This is a genomic window from Phormidium sp. FACHB-1136 (genome assembly GCF_014697375.1).
In the GTDB taxonomy this organism is placed as follows: Bacteria; Cyanobacteriota; Cyanobacteriia; order Phormidesmidales; family Phormidesmidaceae; genus Nodosilinea.
In genome coordinates, this window is record NZ_JACJRS010000039.1 from 1 (window position 1) to 16,567 (window position 16,567).

At 59.7% G+C, this 16,567-nt stretch carries 13 protein-coding genes; 5 read left to right on the plus strand and 8 right to left on the minus strand.

Going from position 1 to position 16,567, the window contains the following annotated elements; all coding sequences use genetic code 11:
• Nucleotides 1–468 precede the first annotated feature (468 nt).
• From H6G62_RS13205 to purM, 4 genes are all read right to left on the minus strand, one after another.
• Nucleotides 469–2,265 (minus strand): ABC transporter ATP-binding protein, encoded by a 1,797-nt coding sequence (locus H6G62_RS13205; RefSeq protein WP_190495843.1) that lies wholly within the window; start codon nucleotides 2,263–2,265, stop codon nucleotides 469–471.
• Nucleotides 2,262–4,055: an ABC transporter ATP-binding protein gene (locus H6G62_RS13210; RefSeq protein WP_190495845.1), complete on the minus strand. Its 1,794-nt coding sequence runs from the start codon at nucleotides 4,053–4,055 to the stop codon at nucleotides 2,262–2,264. The genes H6G62_RS13205 and H6G62_RS13210 overlap by 4 nt, the downstream gene beginning before the upstream one ends.
• 251 nt (nucleotides 4,056–4,306) lie before the next feature.
• Entirely contained in the window at nucleotides 4,307–4,894 is a 588-nt protein-coding gene (locus H6G62_RS13215; protein ID WP_190495847.1) for a DUF1997 domain-containing protein, read from the minus strand.
• A 205-nt stretch (nucleotides 4,895–5,099) separates the two neighbouring features.
• A complete protein-coding gene (purM, locus tag H6G62_RS13220) occupies nucleotides 5,100–6,152 on the minus strand; it encodes a phosphoribosylformylglycinamidine cyclo-ligase (protein WP_190495849.1) in 1,053 nt (350 codons plus the stop codon).
• A gap of 702 nt (nucleotides 6,153–6,854) precedes the next feature.
• Between purM and H6G62_RS13225 the strand changes: the two genes are divergently transcribed.
• From H6G62_RS13225 to ylqF, 5 genes are all read left to right on the plus strand, one after another.
• Nucleotides 6,855–7,895, plus strand: a complete 1,041-nt coding sequence (locus H6G62_RS13225; protein WP_190495850.1) for a septal ring lytic transglycosylase RlpA family protein — start codon at nucleotides 6,855–6,857, stop codon at nucleotides 7,893–7,895.
• 266 nt (nucleotides 7,896–8,161) lie between these two features.
• On the plus strand, nucleotides 8,162–9,730 hold the full coding sequence (locus H6G62_RS13230; RefSeq protein ID WP_190495852.1) for a bifunctional pantoate--beta-alanine ligase/(d)CMP kinase: 1,569 nt from the start codon (nucleotides 8,162–8,164) through the stop codon (nucleotides 9,728–9,730).
• Between the two features lie 72 nt (nucleotides 9,731–9,802).
• Nucleotides 9,803–10,666: a shikimate dehydrogenase gene (locus tag H6G62_RS13235; protein ID WP_190495855.1), complete on the plus strand. Its 864-nt coding sequence runs from the start codon at nucleotides 9,803–9,805 to the stop codon at nucleotides 10,664–10,666.
• Between the two features lie 134 nt (nucleotides 10,667–10,800).
• Nucleotides 10,801–11,190 carry a hypothetical protein gene (locus tag H6G62_RS13240; RefSeq protein ID WP_242051982.1) on the plus strand — a complete coding sequence of 130 codons (390 nt, stop codon included), beginning with the start codon at nucleotides 10,801–10,803 and terminating at the stop codon, nucleotides 11,188–11,190.
• 140 nt (nucleotides 11,191–11,330) lie between these two features.
• Nucleotides 11,331–12,203 (plus strand): ribosome biogenesis GTPase YlqF, encoded by an 873-nt coding sequence (ylqF, locus tag H6G62_RS13245; protein WP_190495857.1) that lies wholly within the window; start codon nucleotides 11,331–11,333, stop codon nucleotides 12,201–12,203.
• 131 nt (nucleotides 12,204–12,334) lie between these two features.
• Here ylqF and H6G62_RS13250 read toward each other — a convergent pair whose 3' ends face one another.
• From H6G62_RS13250 to H6G62_RS13265, 4 genes are all read right to left on the minus strand, one after another.
• On the minus strand, nucleotides 12,335–13,603 hold the full coding sequence (locus H6G62_RS13250; protein ID WP_190495859.1) for a tRNA (guanine-N1)-methyltransferase: 1,269 nt from the start codon (nucleotides 13,601–13,603) through the stop codon (nucleotides 12,335–12,337).
• Between the two features lies 1 nt (nucleotide 13,604).
• A complete protein-coding gene (locus H6G62_RS13255; protein ID WP_190495861.1) occupies nucleotides 13,605–13,901 on the minus strand; it encodes a DUF2103 domain-containing protein in 297 nt (98 codons plus the stop codon).
• 115 nt (nucleotides 13,902–14,016) lie between these two features.
• Nucleotides 14,017–14,340 (minus strand): ATP-dependent Clp protease adapter ClpS, encoded by a 324-nt coding sequence (clpS, locus tag H6G62_RS13260; RefSeq protein ID WP_190495863.1) that lies wholly within the window; start codon nucleotides 14,338–14,340, stop codon nucleotides 14,017–14,019.
• A gap of 137 nt (nucleotides 14,341–14,477) precedes the next feature.
• A complete protein-coding gene (locus tag H6G62_RS13265; protein WP_190495865.1) occupies nucleotides 14,478–16,460 on the minus strand; it encodes a DMT family transporter in 1,983 nt (660 codons plus the stop codon).
• Between the last annotated feature and the right edge of the window lie 107 nt (nucleotides 16,461–16,567).

Here is a 16,567-nt window from a genome sequence, read left to right on the forward strand (position 1 = left end):
ACTTTGATTCAATCCCATCCCAACTACCAGACCCTCCTGAACTACGGGGTTATCGCCGCATAGACTGGGATCACAGCCTCCTAAATCTGTCCGGAGTGTTGCACATAGGTAGCTTTATTGTAAAACTCTAATCAGCCATAGGGTGAACTAGTCAGTTGCAGTGGCTTGTCTGGGCTATTCCTCGTAGGTAGGGCTAAAAACGGCTCGCCGTGCCGCTACTAAAGTCATTCTCTGAAAAATCTACTCCTTGCCCTTAGTGGTGCAGAAAACTTTTTTGAGTCTCATGGTGGACAGCCCAGACGGCAAAAATGGCGACTGAAACCCATTGCCTTCGTTCAAGTTGCCGAGAAATCCCAAATCCGCTGTCTCGCTGAGAATCCTTTGTCTACAAGGGTTTTAGGAGTTTTCTGCACCACCAAGCATTGCACCTTTGCTTAGATCGGCTGAATCTTAGGACGGCTAGGTTGGCTAGGGCGTTAGTACTTTGCCTTTGAACTGGCTAGTGTAGAGGTCGTAGTAAAGACCTCCCATTTTAAGCAGTTCGTCGTGGGTGCCTTGTTCGACAATAGCCCCACTGTTTAGGACGAGAATTTTGTCGGCGTGGCGGATGGTGCTGAGGCGGTGGGCGATGACGAAGCTGGTGCGTCCGGCCATCAGGCGGTTGAGGGCATCTTGGATTTTGGCCTCGGTGCGGGTATCAACGTTGCTGGTGGCTTCGTCGAGGATGACCAGGCGGGGGTTGGCCACCATCATGCGGGCGATGGTGAGCAGTTGGCGTTGGCCTTGGCTGAGGTTGCTGCCCCGCTCGGTGAGTAGGGTGTCGTAGCCGTGGGGCAGGCGCAGGATGAAGCCGTGGGCGTTGGCCTGTTTGGCGGCTTCGATGCAGTCGGCTTCGCTGGCCTCTAGGCGGGCGTAGCGCAGGTTGTTGAGGACGGTATCGGAGAACAGGAAGGGTTCTTGCAGGACGATGCCCACCTGTTGGCGCAGGCTATCTTGCTGCACCTCCAAAATGTTGTGGCCATCGATGAGGATGGCTCCGGCGTCGATGTCGTAGTAGCGGGTGAGCAGGTTGATGATGGTGCTTTTTCCGGCTCCGGTGGGGCCGCAGAGGCCAATGGTTTGGCCCGGTTCGGCGATGAAGCTGTTGTGTTTGAGGACGCGCTGCCCCGGCACGTAGCCAAAGTCTACCTGGCGAAATTCCACGCGGCCCTCGATGGGGGGCAGGGGGGTGGCGTTGGGAGCATCCTGCACAGCGGGGGCTTCGTCCAAAATTTGGAAGATGCGCTCGGAGGAGGCAATGGCGGCGAGCAAAAAGTCCAGCGTATTGGCGATGTTGATGATCGGTAGGCCCAACTGGCGGGTATATTGCAGAAAGGCGGTGACGGTGCCCACATCGGCCTCGCCGCGTAGGGTGAGCAGGCTGCCCACCAGGGCGACTAGGGCCACATCGAGGTTAGTGAGCACCAGGGTGAGGGGGCGGCTGAGTAGGGCTACAAACCTGGCCCGAATGCCCACTTCCATGGCGGCGCGGCTGACCTCCTCGAAGGTGGCGATGGCTTCCTCCTGGCGCTGGTAGGCGATCACCACCCGTTCGCCGCTGACGGTTTCTTCGAGGATGCCGTTGAGTTCGCCCATTTCCGCTTGCAGGGCATCGAAGGCGGGGCCAGAAATGCGGCTAACCATCCCCAAAAAGCCCAGCACTAGGGGCACAATCACGCAGGCAGCGATGGCCATGCGCCAGTTCAGCAGCACCATAGCCAGGATGATGAACAGCACCTTGAGGGTCTCGCTCAGCAGCATCCCTAGGCCGTTGCGGAAGAATTGGGCCACCACCTCGGCATCGTCGCTGACCCGGCTCATCAACTGGCCGATGGGCTGACGGTCAAAAAAGTTCAAAGACAGGGTTTGCATGTGCTCAAACACCTGTTTGCGCAGCACGTAGAGGGCGCGTTGGGTAACGTTGGCCAGCACCTCCCCCTGGAGCACCAGCAGCAGCCAGCTCACCACCGCCGCCGCCACCATCCACCCCGCCAGCCGCGCCAGGTAGGGGCCATCCAATCCAGCACTGAGGCTGTTGAGCCCCTGGCCCAGCAGGAAGGGAATGAACAAATTTAGGGCCGTCCCAACAATCAGCAGCAGCACCACCAGGGCCATTTCCCAGCGGTAGCGGGTGACGTAGCCCAACAGTCGCCCCAAGGCCTGGGGAGGTGGGGCCAACTCTGGCGGCGCAATTTTGACCCGATGGCGACGCAGAAACCGTTTCATAGCGGGGCACCCCCTAGCTGCGATTGATAAATTTCTTGGTAGAGAGGGCTGGTGGCCAGCAGGGTTTCGTGGCTGCCCTGGGCCACCAGTTCTCCGGCCTCTAGTAAAAAGATGCGGTCGGCGGTGAGGACGGTGCTAATCCGCTGGGCCACATAGAGCTTGGTGGTGGCGGCCATCAGATTTTGCACGGCCTCCTGGACGCGGGCCTCGGTGGCCATATCGAGGGCGCTGGTGCTGTCGTCGAGGATGAGAATCCGGGGCTGCACCGCTAGGGCACGGGCGATGGAAATCCGCTGCCGTTGCCCACCCGAAAAGTTGCTGCCGCGCCTTGCCACTGGGGCATCGTAGCCCTCCGGCATGGTGCTGATAAATCCGTGGGCATCCGCTGCCGCCGCCGCCGCCACCAGTTCCTCCTGTTCCGCCTCGGGCCGACCGTAGCCGACATTTTCCCGCACCGTGCCGCTAAAGAGAACGGCCTCCTGGAGGGCAATGCCCACCCACTGGTGCAGGATTTCGGGGGCCAGGTGGCGCACGTCGATGCCGTCGATGAGGATGCGGCCCTTGGTGACATCGTAGAAGCGGGGAATCAGGTTTACCAGGGTGGATTTGCCGGAACCCGTCGCCCCCAAAAAGGCCACGGTCTGCCCCGGCTCGATGGTGAGGTTGATGTTTCGCAGCACGGGGGTGGGCGCTTCTCCCGGTGGGGCCGGATAGCCAAAGCTGACGTTCTCAAACACAATCCGCCCCTGGGTAGGGACTTCGGTGGGCAAGACGGTCTGGCTGGGCTGGTCGATGTTGGGCAGGGTGTCCATCACCTCAAACATCCGCTCCGCCGAGGCTTCGGCAGCCGTCACCTGGGGCGTAATCACCGCCAGCACCACTAGGGGCATCAAAATGGTCACCAGGTATTGGGTAAAGGCCATCAGTTCGCCCACGGTGCTCTCGCCCTGGCTGACGGCCCGCCCGCCAAACCACAGCACCAGCGCCGTGGCCAGGTTCACAATCAAGAAAAAGCTGGGCTGCAACGCCGCCACGTAGCGCATCGGGTGCAGGGAAGCCTGCCGAAACGCCTGGTTGGCCCGGTCGTAGCGGCGATTTTCGTAGTCTCCCTGCACAAAGGCCTTTACCACCCGCACCCCGGCGAGGCTCTCCTGCAACACCTGATTGAGGTCGTCCAATTTCTGCTGCTGCACCTCAAACAGGGGAGAAATCTTGAACAGAAACACCGCCAAAATTCCCAGCACCGCCGGAATCACCAGCAGCAAAATCCACATCAGCCCCGGACTGTTGTGGTAAATCAAAATCAGCGCCCCCACAAACATCACCGGAGCCTGGGCCAGGGACAAAATCACCTGCTGCACCGCCCCCTTAATGGCCGTTACATCGCTGGTCATCCGCACCATCAGGTCGCTGGTGGGGAACTGATCGAGGTTGCCAAAGGTGAAGGTCTGAATTTTGCGATACTGCCGCATCCGCACCGCGTGGGCCGTGCGCTCGGCAAACTGCACCGCATAGTAGGCGTTGGCGATGGTAAACAGGGCACTACACACCGCAAACAGCACCATCCACAGCACCGACCGCACCATGGCGTCGCGATTGCCCGGAATAATGCCGTCGTCAATGAGGCTCTGGCTCATCAACGGAATCAGCAGGGTAAACAGGGCCGAAATCGCCAAAAACACCTGCGACATCCAAAAGGGCCGCTCGTAGCCTCGGTAGATCCGGATAAATCGCCGCAAATTCGGCAAAAAGCCCTTTAAAACCCTAGGATTCCCCTGCGCAAACGCCATGGACATCTCCTTCACTCGTCTTCATAGAGAGGTACCACGGTTTTCAGCCCTTGGGCAGATTGATCACAAAAGTCTAAGCAAGACCAACCCCACCGGATCAGATATCTCAGGCGTCGGCCTTTGGTATGCGACAGCCCGCCCCCGTGCGTTAGCGTCCTCAGGCATGGCAACCTGCTTCGACAGGCCGTCTAGAACTGACGTGACGCAACTGACGTGACGCGTCACCCGCTGACGCCTGTCCAACCAAGCCACTACTGGGCGAGCCGACCTTGCAGGATGCTGGGCCGATCCTGGGAGTGTTGGGTGGTGTGGTCTACCCAGGCGCGGTAGTCGTGGATCAGGTGGTGCTCGATGCGGCTTTTCATGGTCATCAAAATGCCGCTGAGAAAGGTGCGTCCGGTGGCATCGAGCACCGAGTGGGGCATGAACTTAATCGGCGGCGGCATATCCAGCCGAATTCGCAAGTTGGCCTCGCCTCGAAGCTCGGTATGGTGTTCTTGGCGGTGGGGCTTGAGGATGCCCTTCAGCCCCATAGAAAAGGAGTCATTGATGTGGCTGAGGTAGCCCGGACCACGCACTTCGCAGTTAATTGCCTCTAGGCAGAGGGAACCATCGGCCAGACCCCACACCTTGAGGTCGGTGGTGGGCTCCACATGCAGGCCAAAGAAGTGCAGGGGCCGCAAGCTAAGGCGATACACCCAATCCTCACGCGGTTCGATACGACGCGGATCGGTGATGGCCTGCACCAAGCGCTGGGGCTGACGCAGGTAATGCTCGATGGGGATGGCCTCGTGGGGCACCCGCAAGTGAAGGGCTTGGCTGGCGTGGAACTCTTTCATATAAGGACGTTACCCGAAAACGGGGATCGCTTTTATAGAGATAAAGTTTTGTAACATAACCTCATTTCCATTGTAGGCGCTGGCCCCAGCATCGTGGCGCTTCCCTGAAATCCGTAGGGGTGAGGTCTCCTCACCCGTCTTCGCCAGGGCAAAGCAGGGCAAGGAGACCTTGCCCCTACCGAAGGGATCGCCTAGGTTGATGGGCTTAATCGGGCAACCCCAGGACTTCACCGTCACCGGGGACAACTTCACCGATGGCGTAGGCGGCGATCTGGTGCTGGGTGAGCCAGGTGAGGACGGCATCGGCTTGATCGGCGGGGACAATCAGCGCAAAGCCGATGCCCATATTAAAGGTGTGGTACATAGCCCGCAGGGGCACGTCGCCCGCCGCCGCCAGCCATTCAAACACGGGCAGCACAGGCCAGGTGCCGGGGGTGAGGTGCAGACTTTGGCCGGGGGCGAGGCAGCGGGGCAGGTTTTCGGGCAGACCGCCGCCCGTGATGTGGGCCATGGCGTGGATGGGCAAGCCCTCCCGTCGTGCCGCCAGCACCGCTTCCACATAAATGGTGGTGGGGGTGAGGAAGACTTCTCCAAGGGAGCGATCCCCCAAACTAGGGAGGATTTCGGCCCAGTCGTAGCCCTGTCCGTTGCTGTCGAGGCGCTGGCCGTCGCTAACCACCTTACGCACCAGGCTGAAGCCGTTGCTGTGGACACCGCTGCTGGCGAGGCCAATCACCCGGTCGCCCATCTGCACCTGGCGACCGTCGAGGATTTGGGATTTTTCCACCACGCCCACGCAGAAGCCCGCTAGGTCGTATTCTCCAGGGGCGTAGAACCCCGGCATTTCCGCCGTTTCGCCCCCCAGCAGGGCACAGCCCGCCTGCCGACAGCCCTCGGTGATGCCCTCTACCACCTGGGCTAGGGTTTCAGGTTCAAGCTTGCCCGTTGCCAGGTAATCCAGGAAAAAGAGCGGCTCGGCTCCGCAGGTCAAAATATCGTTGACGCACATGGCCACGAGGTCGATGCCGACGGTAGCATGACGTTGGGTGAGTTGGGCAATTTTGAGCTTGGTGCCCACCCCATCGGTGCCCGACACCAGCACAGGGTGCCGATAGCCCGCCGGAATTTCGCACAGGCCGCTAAAGCCCCCCAACGCTCCGAGGACTTCTGGGCGACGGGTGCCATCTACCATGGCCCGAATGCGCTGCACAAAGTCGCGCCCTGCCACCACGTCTACTCCGGCATCACGATAATCCATAGCGGGGAAGTCTTCCTTGAAACGTGTGAGTTCGTTAATTCGTCTCTTATTTATAGGACGTTTATAGATCGATTGACGGAGGCCGATGGCGCAGAGATGGACTCATCCTCCAGTTCCACTGCCGCTGCCTTGGGTGGAACCTACCTGGCGGTCATTGATAATCAAGATCCATGGCCGAAATGTTGTGGATCTGGGATGCCCTACTCAGGCCGAAATCGGGTCTCAGCCCTCCGTAAATACACGGTACCTGCGTGGCAAAAACGACCTAGTGGCCCCGCGTTTCCCTGGCGTTACTCCCCTCCAGAGCCACCCGGTTGGTTCCAATGTGGCCGAATCTTCAACTGACTCGCCCCTTTGCGGCGGATTTATTGATGAGTTTTCAAAATAGATAAGCCACTTTTCATAAGAAAATTAAAATTCTCTGGCCCCTAGGCTAATGCCCCTAAAGCCCGATATGATGGGCGGTTGCAAAAATTGGGTCAGAACCATCACCCACTATTTTTGCCGCCAGAGATTTATCCCAGGGGTTTTCCCCGGATTCGCAACCCATGGGCTTCGTGCTAAGTTACGTTTCGACAAAAAGCCAAGAGTAAACCTTTGTAACGGATCCGTGCCGCAAGGTTGTCCCGTGAAACCTGTCTTGTTGCCCATGTTGGCTCCAGGATTGAGCACCATCCTCCCTGTTGATCTCTTCTGGTGTGTATGAAACAGTCTGTATTGGGTGGGCTAACAGCTGCCGTTATCCTGTCCACCTTTGGAGCACCTTTGCCCAGCCACGCGCAATCCACCGACGATCCCCGTCGAGTCTCAGAGTCAGAAATTGATGCTCCCCTGACGTCCGCTGCTTCAGTTCTCCCCGAACCCGCTACAACGGCCTCATCCGCCGAGGTCTCCGCCGCCGAGGCTGAGGCTAGCGATGTATCAGATACAAGCTCCTCTAGTTCAAGTTCTTCCAGTTCTCGTCAACGGTTTTCTGCCGACCTCGTGGCGGTATTGCCCCACGCCCTTGATGCCAACCAAGCGGCGACGGTCTACCTGCGTTCCATCCCGGTGATCACGCTGATTGGCGATGAACTCGCGACCTTGGGCGAATCCAAGGCAACCCCCAGCACCACGACTGAGGCGGATCGGGACCCGGTCGATCAGGCCAATGAGATTGTAGATCGGTTGCTGGCCCTGGCCGAAACCGAAGACCCCGCCGACATTGAAGCCCGCTGGCTAGCCGATCAACAGGCTTTTGTGGTGGCCTGGGAAGACGAAGTGCTGGTGACGGTGAATGACCAAACCATCCTGCCCGACACCACCCAAAACCCCGCAGAAGATGTCCTGCAAATGGCCAACCGGATGCGGCGACTGCTGGGCAATGCTCCCGCCCTCAGCCGGGTAGAAGGGATGCCTGAACCCGTGCAGCCCGCCCCGGCGGCTCCCCAGGTGGGAATTGTCACCAGTACCCTAACCGGAACCGCCTCCTGGTATGGGCCTGGGTTCCACGGTCGGCGTAGCGCCAGTGGCGAAGTGTTCAACCAAAACGACCTCACTGCCGCCCACCGCACCCTGCCCTTTGGCACCCGTGTGCGCGTCACCAACCTACGTACCGGACAGCAGGTAATCGTTCGCATCAACGACCGTGGCCCCTTCAGCCGTGGTCGCATCATTGACCTGTCTGCCGCGGCGGCGGGCCAAATTGGTCTGCGGGCCAGCGGGGTAGGTCAAGTGCAAGTCGAGGTGCTGTCTAACCCCTAGGTAGGGCGGTGTTTGGGTAAGGTTATCTAGGCTCGACCCTGACATTTCTCTATCGTTTTCAAGGTTGCTTTTCGATGACGCCCTGCGGATTTTCCGTGGGGCTTTTTGATCGGTGGGTAGGCGGACCATGGTCGTCCAGACCGCTATCTGTGGCTAACGATAATCTGATAGGGTATTAACTTTGGCTGACGGTGGCCAGATGTTCATCTGTCACAGGGGTGGCACATGGAAGGGGCACTGGAGCAATGACGGGGAGGGAGCGGGTGGTGCGAGTACTGAAAACGGTGGACGGCCTGACCTGTTATCTGGCCCAAAAACGGCAGGGCCGCGTGGGGGCGCTGACGGTGGGCCTGGTGCCAACCATGGGCGGTCTCCATACGGGGCACCAAAGCCTGATGGAACGGGCACGACGGGAAAATGATCTGGTGGTGGTCAGCATTTTTCTGAATCCCATTCAGTTTGCCCCTGGGGAGGATTTGGCCCGCTACCCCCAAACCCCCAGCCAGGACTTTCAGCTTTGCGATCAGGTGGGGGTGGATGCCGTGTTTATGCCCACCCCCCAGGGGTTCTACGGCAGCGATAGTCCGGCCTCGGCGGGCCTAACCCAGGTGGTGCCCCCGGTGGCGATGACGGCGGTGCTCTGTGGCCCCCATCGCCCCGGCCATTTTGAAGGGGTGGCCACGGTGGTGACGAAACTGCTGAGTTTGGTACAACCGGATCGAGCCTACTTTGGCCGCAAAGATGCCCAGCAATTCGCCATTATCAAGCGCCTTGCCCAGGATTTGAACCTGCCCACCCAAATTGTCGGTTGTCCCACCGTGCGGGAAGACAGCGGCCTCGCCCTTAGTTCCCGTAATGCCTACCTCAGCGAGGCGGAACGGGAGGAGGCCACGGTGCTGTATCGGGGGCTGATGGCAGCCCAGGCCCGATTTAAGGCGGGGGAACGATCCAGCCTTGCCCTGGTTGAAGCGGTGGATACAACCCTGGGCCAGGTGCCAGCGGTGCAGCCTCAGTATGTGGAACTGGTGCACCCTGACACCTTGGTGCCCTTGGACCGCATCGAATCCACGGGGCTGCTCGCCGTTGCCGCCTATCTGGGCCAAACCCGTCTAATTGACAATCTTCTGCTGCGCCACCGTCAGCCCATTGTGGCCATTGACGGCCCCGCCGGAGCCGGGAAATCCACCGTGGCCCGTCAGGTGGCCAAGCGTTTGGGTCTGCTGTATTTAGACAGTGGGGCGATGTATCGGGCGATTACCTGGAAGGCGCTTCAGCAGGGGCTTGCCCTCCAGGACGAGGTGGCGGTGGCCGAACTGTTGCAGGACTGCCACCTCAAACTCGCCGCCTCTGGGGATGACCCCGCCTTTGCTCCCTACCCCAGTCGCCTGTGGCTAAACGGCGAGGAAGTGACCGAACTGATCCGCCATCCCAGCGTCACCGCCCAGGTATCGACCATTGCCGCCCAGCCCATTGTCCGCAAGGTACTGCTGAAGCAACAACAGCAGTACGGCATTGCCGGGGGTGTAGTGATGGAAGGGCGCGACATTGGCACCCAGGTGTTTCCCCAGGCCGAGCTAAAGATTTTCCTCACCGCCTCCGTAGCCGAACGGGCTCGCCGTCGGCAGCAGGATCTCAAGGCCCAGCAGCAGCCCATCGAAAGCCTCGCCGCCTTGGAACGCGCCATTGACGACCGAGACCGCAAGGATAGCACCCGCCGTGTGGCTCCCCTCAAAAAGGCTGAGGATGCCGTGGAATTGATCACCGATGGACTCACGATTGATCAGGTGGTCGATAAGATTGTTCTGATGTATGAGGACAGGGTTGGGGCGGGGTGATTTTGGGTTGACCGATATCTGTCTTTGGATGGGCGGAGAGACCTCGCCCCTACCGATGTTTTTCTGATTCCTATGACGATTACTGGAACGACTCAACTACTTGGCATTATTGGCGACCCGGTGGCCCATTCCCTGTCCCCGGTGATGCACAATGCGGCCCTGGCGGAACTGGGGGTGGACTATGCCTATGTGCCGTTTCCGGTGCAAGCGGAGAATCTAGCGGCGGCGGTGCAGGGCTTAGCGGCGGTGGGGGTGCAGGGGTTTAGCATTACGATTCCCCACAAGCAGGCGATTTTGCCCCTGCTAGCCACGGTAACGCCGGAGGCCCAGGCGGTGGGGGCCGTGAATACCGTCTGGCGTACGGAACAGGGCTGGGCGGGCACGAATACGGATGTGGCGGGCTTTATGGTACCCCTGCAAGGGCGAGACTGGTCGGCGGCGCGGGCGGTGGTGCTGGGCAATGGCGGTGCGGCTAGGGCGGTGGTGGCAGGTTGTGGAAAACTAGGGCTGACGAAGGTTCAGGTGGTCGGACGAAATCTAGGGAAATTAGCCGAATTTGAAGCAAGCTGGGCCGATTCTCCCCTCACCCCACCGCTGTCTGTCCATGGCTGGGACGAGTTGCCGCAGCTATTGCCCCAGGCGGATCTGGTGATCAACACCACGCCCATCGGGATGCACCACACCGCTGACCAAACCCCGCTAGACGCCGCTGATCTGGCCCTGATTCCCGATCACGGCCTGGTGTATGACCTGATTTACACGCCTCGACCCACCCGTTTGCTCACCCTGGCGACGGCGCGGGGACTATCCACCCAGGACGGCCTAGACATGCTGGTGCAGCAGGGGGCCATCGCCCTAGAGCAGTGGATCCATCGGCCCGTTCCCGTGGATACCATGCGGCGGGCCTTAGTGGCTTGGCTGGATCGAACGGCCTAGGGCTACCGATCACAGTGGCCATCTCCGGCGATTTCCCTAGGTTCCAAAACAGCGTTACCCTAGTAACGGCTTATGTTGAAGGGGCGAGGGAAACGATGGTCTTCCGCAGCATTGTGACGGGCGTTTTGGTGGCGATGCTATGGCTGTTGAGCGGCTGGGGTCTCACCGCCGAAGCCCTCACCCCCATTGATCTGAGCGATATTGCCTACAAGCCCTGCCCACCGGAATATGCCGAGGGCATGGTGGCGGCAGGGTCGATCCAGCAAGCCAACTGTTTTTTGATTACGGGGAAGGCGATTAACCGTTCCAGTAAACCCGTGTTAGACGTGGATATTTTTGGCCGCATCTACGATGCCGATGATAATCCGGTGATGCAAAACCGCACCCGCCTAGGGGGCATTCCTGAGGTGCTCCCCGGTGAAAGCGAGTTTGAAATCCGTATTTCCGTGGCCGCGAACCAGCCCGAACCGCTGCAACTGAAACAGTTCAAAGCCTCAGGATTTGCGGGCATGGTGCGCCGTTAGGGCAAAGACCTCGGCCAACTCCGTGGCTAGGCGCTGCGGGATCGGCTTGCACGACCAATCGAAAGGGGGATCGCCCGCACTTCTCCAAACGCTGTCCCCCCGTGTCATAGTGGCAACAGCCAATCCTCCGACCTAGTTCCATGACAACCCCCGACATTCAGTGGTATCCCGGACACATTGCTAAGGCCGAAAAGGCTTTGGTAGATCAACTGAGCCGGGTAGATGTGGTGCTGGAGGTGCGGGATGCGCGGATTCCGCTGGCGACCCAGCATCCCAGCGTCAACGGATGGGTGGGCGACAAACCTAGGGTGCTCGTGCTCAACCGGGTCGATATGATTTCCCCGGCAGCTAGGGAGGCTTGGGAAGTTTGGTTTCGGCAGCAGGGGGAGGTGGCCCTGTTTACCAACGCCCAACAGGGCCAAGGGGTAAAGGCCATCGCCAAAGCCGCCCAATCTGCCGGAGAATCCGTCAACCAACGGCGTCAGGCACGCGGCATGAAGCCCAGACCGATCCGCGCTGTGGTGATTGGTTTTCCCAATGTGGGCAAGTCCGCTTTGATTAACCGCCTGCTGAACCGCAAAGTGGTGGCCAGCGCCCGCCGCGCCGGAATTACCCGCCAACTCCGATGGGTGCGCGTTTCCGGGGAATTAGACCTGCTGGATGCACCGGGGGTGATTCCTGCCCGATTGGACGACCAAGGAGCCGCCCTCAAACTGGCCATCTGCGACGACATCGGGGAAGCCGCCTACGACACCCAACGCACCGCCGCCGCCTTTGTAGAAGCCCTCAAAACCCTAGAGCAACGACGGGTGCCTGAGGACTTCCAATCTCCTCTACAACAACGCTATGGGGTCGCCCTAGCTGACCACACCGGGGAAAGCTTTGTGGCCGAAGTGGCCGCCCAAAAATTCCAGAATGACAAAGAACGCACCGCCAAACGCCTTCTCAACGACTTTCGGACAGGGCTGCTGGGCACCTGGGCGCTGGAATGGCCCCCAGAGGCAATCCAATAGAACGCGAATAGAACGCTAATCGACCTGTCATCCAAATCCGAATTAGGAAACCCCGCTTCCTAGCCCAACCAACGCTAGGGGCAAGGTCTCCTTGCCCACGGATGATACGGGGGTAAACGAGCCGGATTTAGTTATGAGAGGGATCCGTCACCATGCTCCAGTGGTCTCGCCAGGGCAAGGCAGGTGGCGAGGGGCGCATCGGTTCTGATGGCCTGGGGATCGCAACTGGGCACCGTGGCCCGATAGCCTTGGTTTTGAAGGGCTGCAATCAATTGATCCCGGTTGGGGATGTCCATCTGTCCCCGTCGGCCCATTTCTCCTAGGGGATAGTAGTAGGGCGGTAGGGTCACTTCGGCAACCATGCGGCGCAGGACGTTGACTTGGGACGACCAGCCCCAGTCCTGCGCCAAGGTGGCCATGGCCTCTAAGGTCGGGACGTGGTGCAGATCGCCCAGCCACATTGGGCCGCTGAGAACAAGGCTGGCACTGTCCTCGGTCTTGCTGGCCCCTAGGTTTCGATTCTGCGGATCCGCCACTACGCCATGACCGTCTGAACCATGGCAGGTACAGGTGACGCGGCCCAATTTCCGCCAGTCCACGGTTTGGAACTGGCCGCAGCGGTGGCAATAGGCCAAAAAGCCGTAGGTTTGGCTGGAGAGGGTGGGTCGTTTCACCAGCCGCACCATGGCGCGGTGGACTTGTCCGGTAAAGAGGGAAAACACGGGCTGAATGCCCAACCCACGGGCGGCGGCGGTTTGGGCGGCGTGGCCAATCAGCAACCGGAGCCCTTGCTCATGGACGGCGGGGTGGGAACGGGCGGAGGCACCGTAGATTTTCAGGCTGCGTTCGGGGTCGTGGCCGCTGGTGGAACGGGCATCGGTGCTGGTGAGATAGAGCAATCCGCCAATTTTTGTGGCCCAGAGGGCATTGCTGGTGTGGGGGGCGGGACTGCCGAAATTATCGATATCGACCAGGTCGTAAAAATCCCGTTCTTGATAGCACCGAAAAAATACCGCCTGGGCGTCCTCGTGGGTGATGCGGTAGTGGGTTGCTTCAACCTGGGCTAAATTCGTTGCCAGGAGGTCGGCGTGATCCGGGTTGCCCTCGTTGGCCCATACCCAATCGGCCCCGGCTTCGACTAAATATCGCAAAGGCCGCACACCGCTGCCCGTCATGGCATCCAGCACCCGCAAATGACCCAGACGATCTTTGTCTAAGGTTGCCACCAACACTGCTAAATCACGGGCGAGGGCGCTGCGGGGCCGATAGAAGGCGTCACCCACGGTAAAGGAAACCCGTCCTTCCCGCTGCTGTAGCGTCGTAGGTGAGGGGGCCTCTGTCGAGGCCGATCCGGCGGGATAGCGTTGGGGATCAGAGGGTTCCCAGCATTCCCTAGGCATCCTAGGCGGCCTCGATAGCCTTGGCCACGGCGGCTTCTAGTCCGGCTTTGTCCAATTCTGTCAGCACAAACACTTCCTGTACGGTCTTGCCCTTGCGAGCAATCAGCTTAAATCCGCCCCGAATCGGTACCGAGACCTTCACCCGCAGTGCGGGTGAATGGGCACGTACATTTGCAATGACCCCAGGGGTGACGGTGCCAATGCCGGGTTGGTTGAGGAGTTTTTCCAGGATGGGGATCAAACCCGGTAGATGGGTGGAGTGGTTCCAAACGAGGCGACCGTCCGAGGCTTGTGTCATAAAGGTTGTTCTTATAGAAAAAAATGATGCGCTTGCAATAGAGGGGAATGTACCGAGCCTGTGCCCCCCGATGGACAGTCTACAGCGGATCTGTCCCTAGGGTTTGCCCCTGGAATTAGGCTCGCTCTAGGGGGGCCATAGTGAGCCCAGCGCGGGTGAGCTGGGTGTGGTACAGCTCTGCCTGCTCTAGGGGGCCAACCCACACCGTGGCTTGGCCCTCGAAGTGGATTTGGTTGGTGAGGTTCCAGGCTTGGTCGGCCCCCATGCCAGGGATGTATTTCACCAGGCATTCCGCCACATGCTGAAAGGTGTTGAAGTCGTCATTGAGGACGATGATTTTGTAGTTGGGGTAGGGCTGGCGGGTCGTTTGGCGGGTTTTCTCAGGAGCAATGGTCGGTGAGGCTGAGGCGGAAATCGCCGTAGTTAGAACCCAAGTCATAACGGTGATGGCCAAAATTGCTAAAAAGCAGTGACAAAGGAGTTAGCCCCTAGTCTACCGAACATTCCGCCGGGAATCCGAGGGCCAGAAGGCCAAGGGCCGGGAATCCGAGGGTAAGGAGGTCAAGGGCCGAGAACTTAAGTTGGCTCGGAGCGACGGGTGGCCCGTCGTAGGTTCAGCCACCGTTCTAGGCTGAGGGAAACCACCCCCAGAGTGACCAGCACCACCCCCATCCACTGAATAAATTGTAGGGCCGATTTTTCTCCTGGCAAGACCAAATAGGCCAGCATAGCGGTGACCACCGGGCCACTAGCCGCCACAATCGAAGCCTGGGCCGCGCCCATCAGCTTAACGCCATAGTTATTGAACAGATAGCCCAACAGCGTTAAGCCCCCCAACATGAGGCCACCAAAATAGAGACCCAGTGGACTACTGGGCTGATCGGGCTGCATCCCAAAGAACGATCCGATAATCAAACTCAGGCTGGTGAGCACAAAGACTGTAGAGAACTGCATCAGGCTGACGGGCACCGGATGCAGCCGCCGAAAACTAAGCTGCATGGCCACCAAATACAGCGCAAAGGCCACACTGGACAACATCGCCGCCCCCACCCCCCAGGGGGAGACCAGGCTGGTGCTGATGTCACTGGAGATGCGCGGCAGGGCCGTGAATACAATCCCCATGGTGATGGCAAACATGACCACCAGGCGTAGGGGGGTGGGCCGATCCCCAAACAGCGCCCAGGCCAGGGGCACGGTAATCAGGGGATACATAAACAGCAGGGTGACCGCCACCCCTGGGCCAACCTTGGCGATGGAGGTGTAGATCAACACCTGGGATAGGAACAGAAACGTACCGCTAGCCACCACCTGCATGAGGGGCCGTCGATCCTCCTGGGACAACAGTTGACTAATGTCTTGCCCCAAGGTGGGCCGCAGCCGTTGGGCCACCACCACCATCAACGGCACCACCACCACCATCCGCAACCACAACAACAGCAGGGAGTTGGGAATGTTGAGTTGCAGAATGGCGGTTACGGGGAACCGCCCAAAGACCTCGCCACCAAAGCCAATCAGCCCCACCAGCACATTGTGAATAGACAGGGCCAGGGTAGACAGGATGATCAAAATCAGCCCCGCCTGAAGCTGACTCCGACTGGTCGCCGCCGCCGGGGGAGTCTGGGCCGGGGGTGCCTGAGACGAGGGCGATGTAGGAGTAGATCGCCGCTGGGATCTGGGTTGCGTCGAGGCCGTGGGCGACATTCCCGGTTTGGCCGCGCCCGGACTGGCTTCCCTGCCTCTACCCTTGGGCGTCGTAGGAACCGAGCCAGGGGAGATCCCCGTCGCAGGATAGGCCGCTGGGGCAGGGAGTTGGGGCGTTGCCCCCTGGGGCCAAGGGCTGGGAGGACGCCCCCACAGCCCCGCACTGGGCAATTCTGGCGGACGATGGCCGGGGGGCAGCGCTGTGCCAGGATCCTGACCCCGCACCGCCATACGCTGGCTAGGTTGCACCATTTGAATCTGAAGCTGCTGACTCATCCGGGCCACCAGAGCCTCAAGAATGGCTTCCCCCTGCTGCTCCATGCTATGCATCCGGCTCACCTGCTGGGAAAGGCTGCTTTGGTAGCCTTGCAAATCTTGTTGGAGCGCCTTGAGAGCACTGTGGAGACTACCATCCAGGGCGATGAGGCGTTCGCTGGCTTCGGTCAAGGAGGTGAGCGCATCTCCCCCCGTCAACGCGCCCGGTGCCAAAAGGCTCTCCTTGAGCTGGGCTTGCAGATGGGTCGCAAGGGCTTGGGCCAGTCGTTTGGCCCACACCTGCTGCTGAGCAAGCTGTTGTTCACTCAAAATCTGCTGTTGTTCGCCCAAAATCTGAATTTGACTAGCCTGCAAGGCTTGGTATTCGGCCTTAAGATGGGAGAAATCGTCCTCCAGAGTCTCAATATCCGCCATCAGCCGCTGCTTGCGGTTTTGCAGATAGGTAATATCCTCCGCCAACTGGGCCGAAACTTTTTGGCGTAGTGCCTCCAGGTCTTGGCTCAACCCCTGCAAGGCTGCGTTTGCCGCTGATGCCTGTGGCTGGAGGGATGGGTCATTGGGTAGATGATCAGTTGGCCCCATGAGATTTGTCTCGAATGCTGCAACCCACCTGACCCATGGCAGTCCAAGGGAACTAGGTCAGTCTGAATGATAGTATTGTGCGCAAAAAACAGAGAAAGATCTCACGG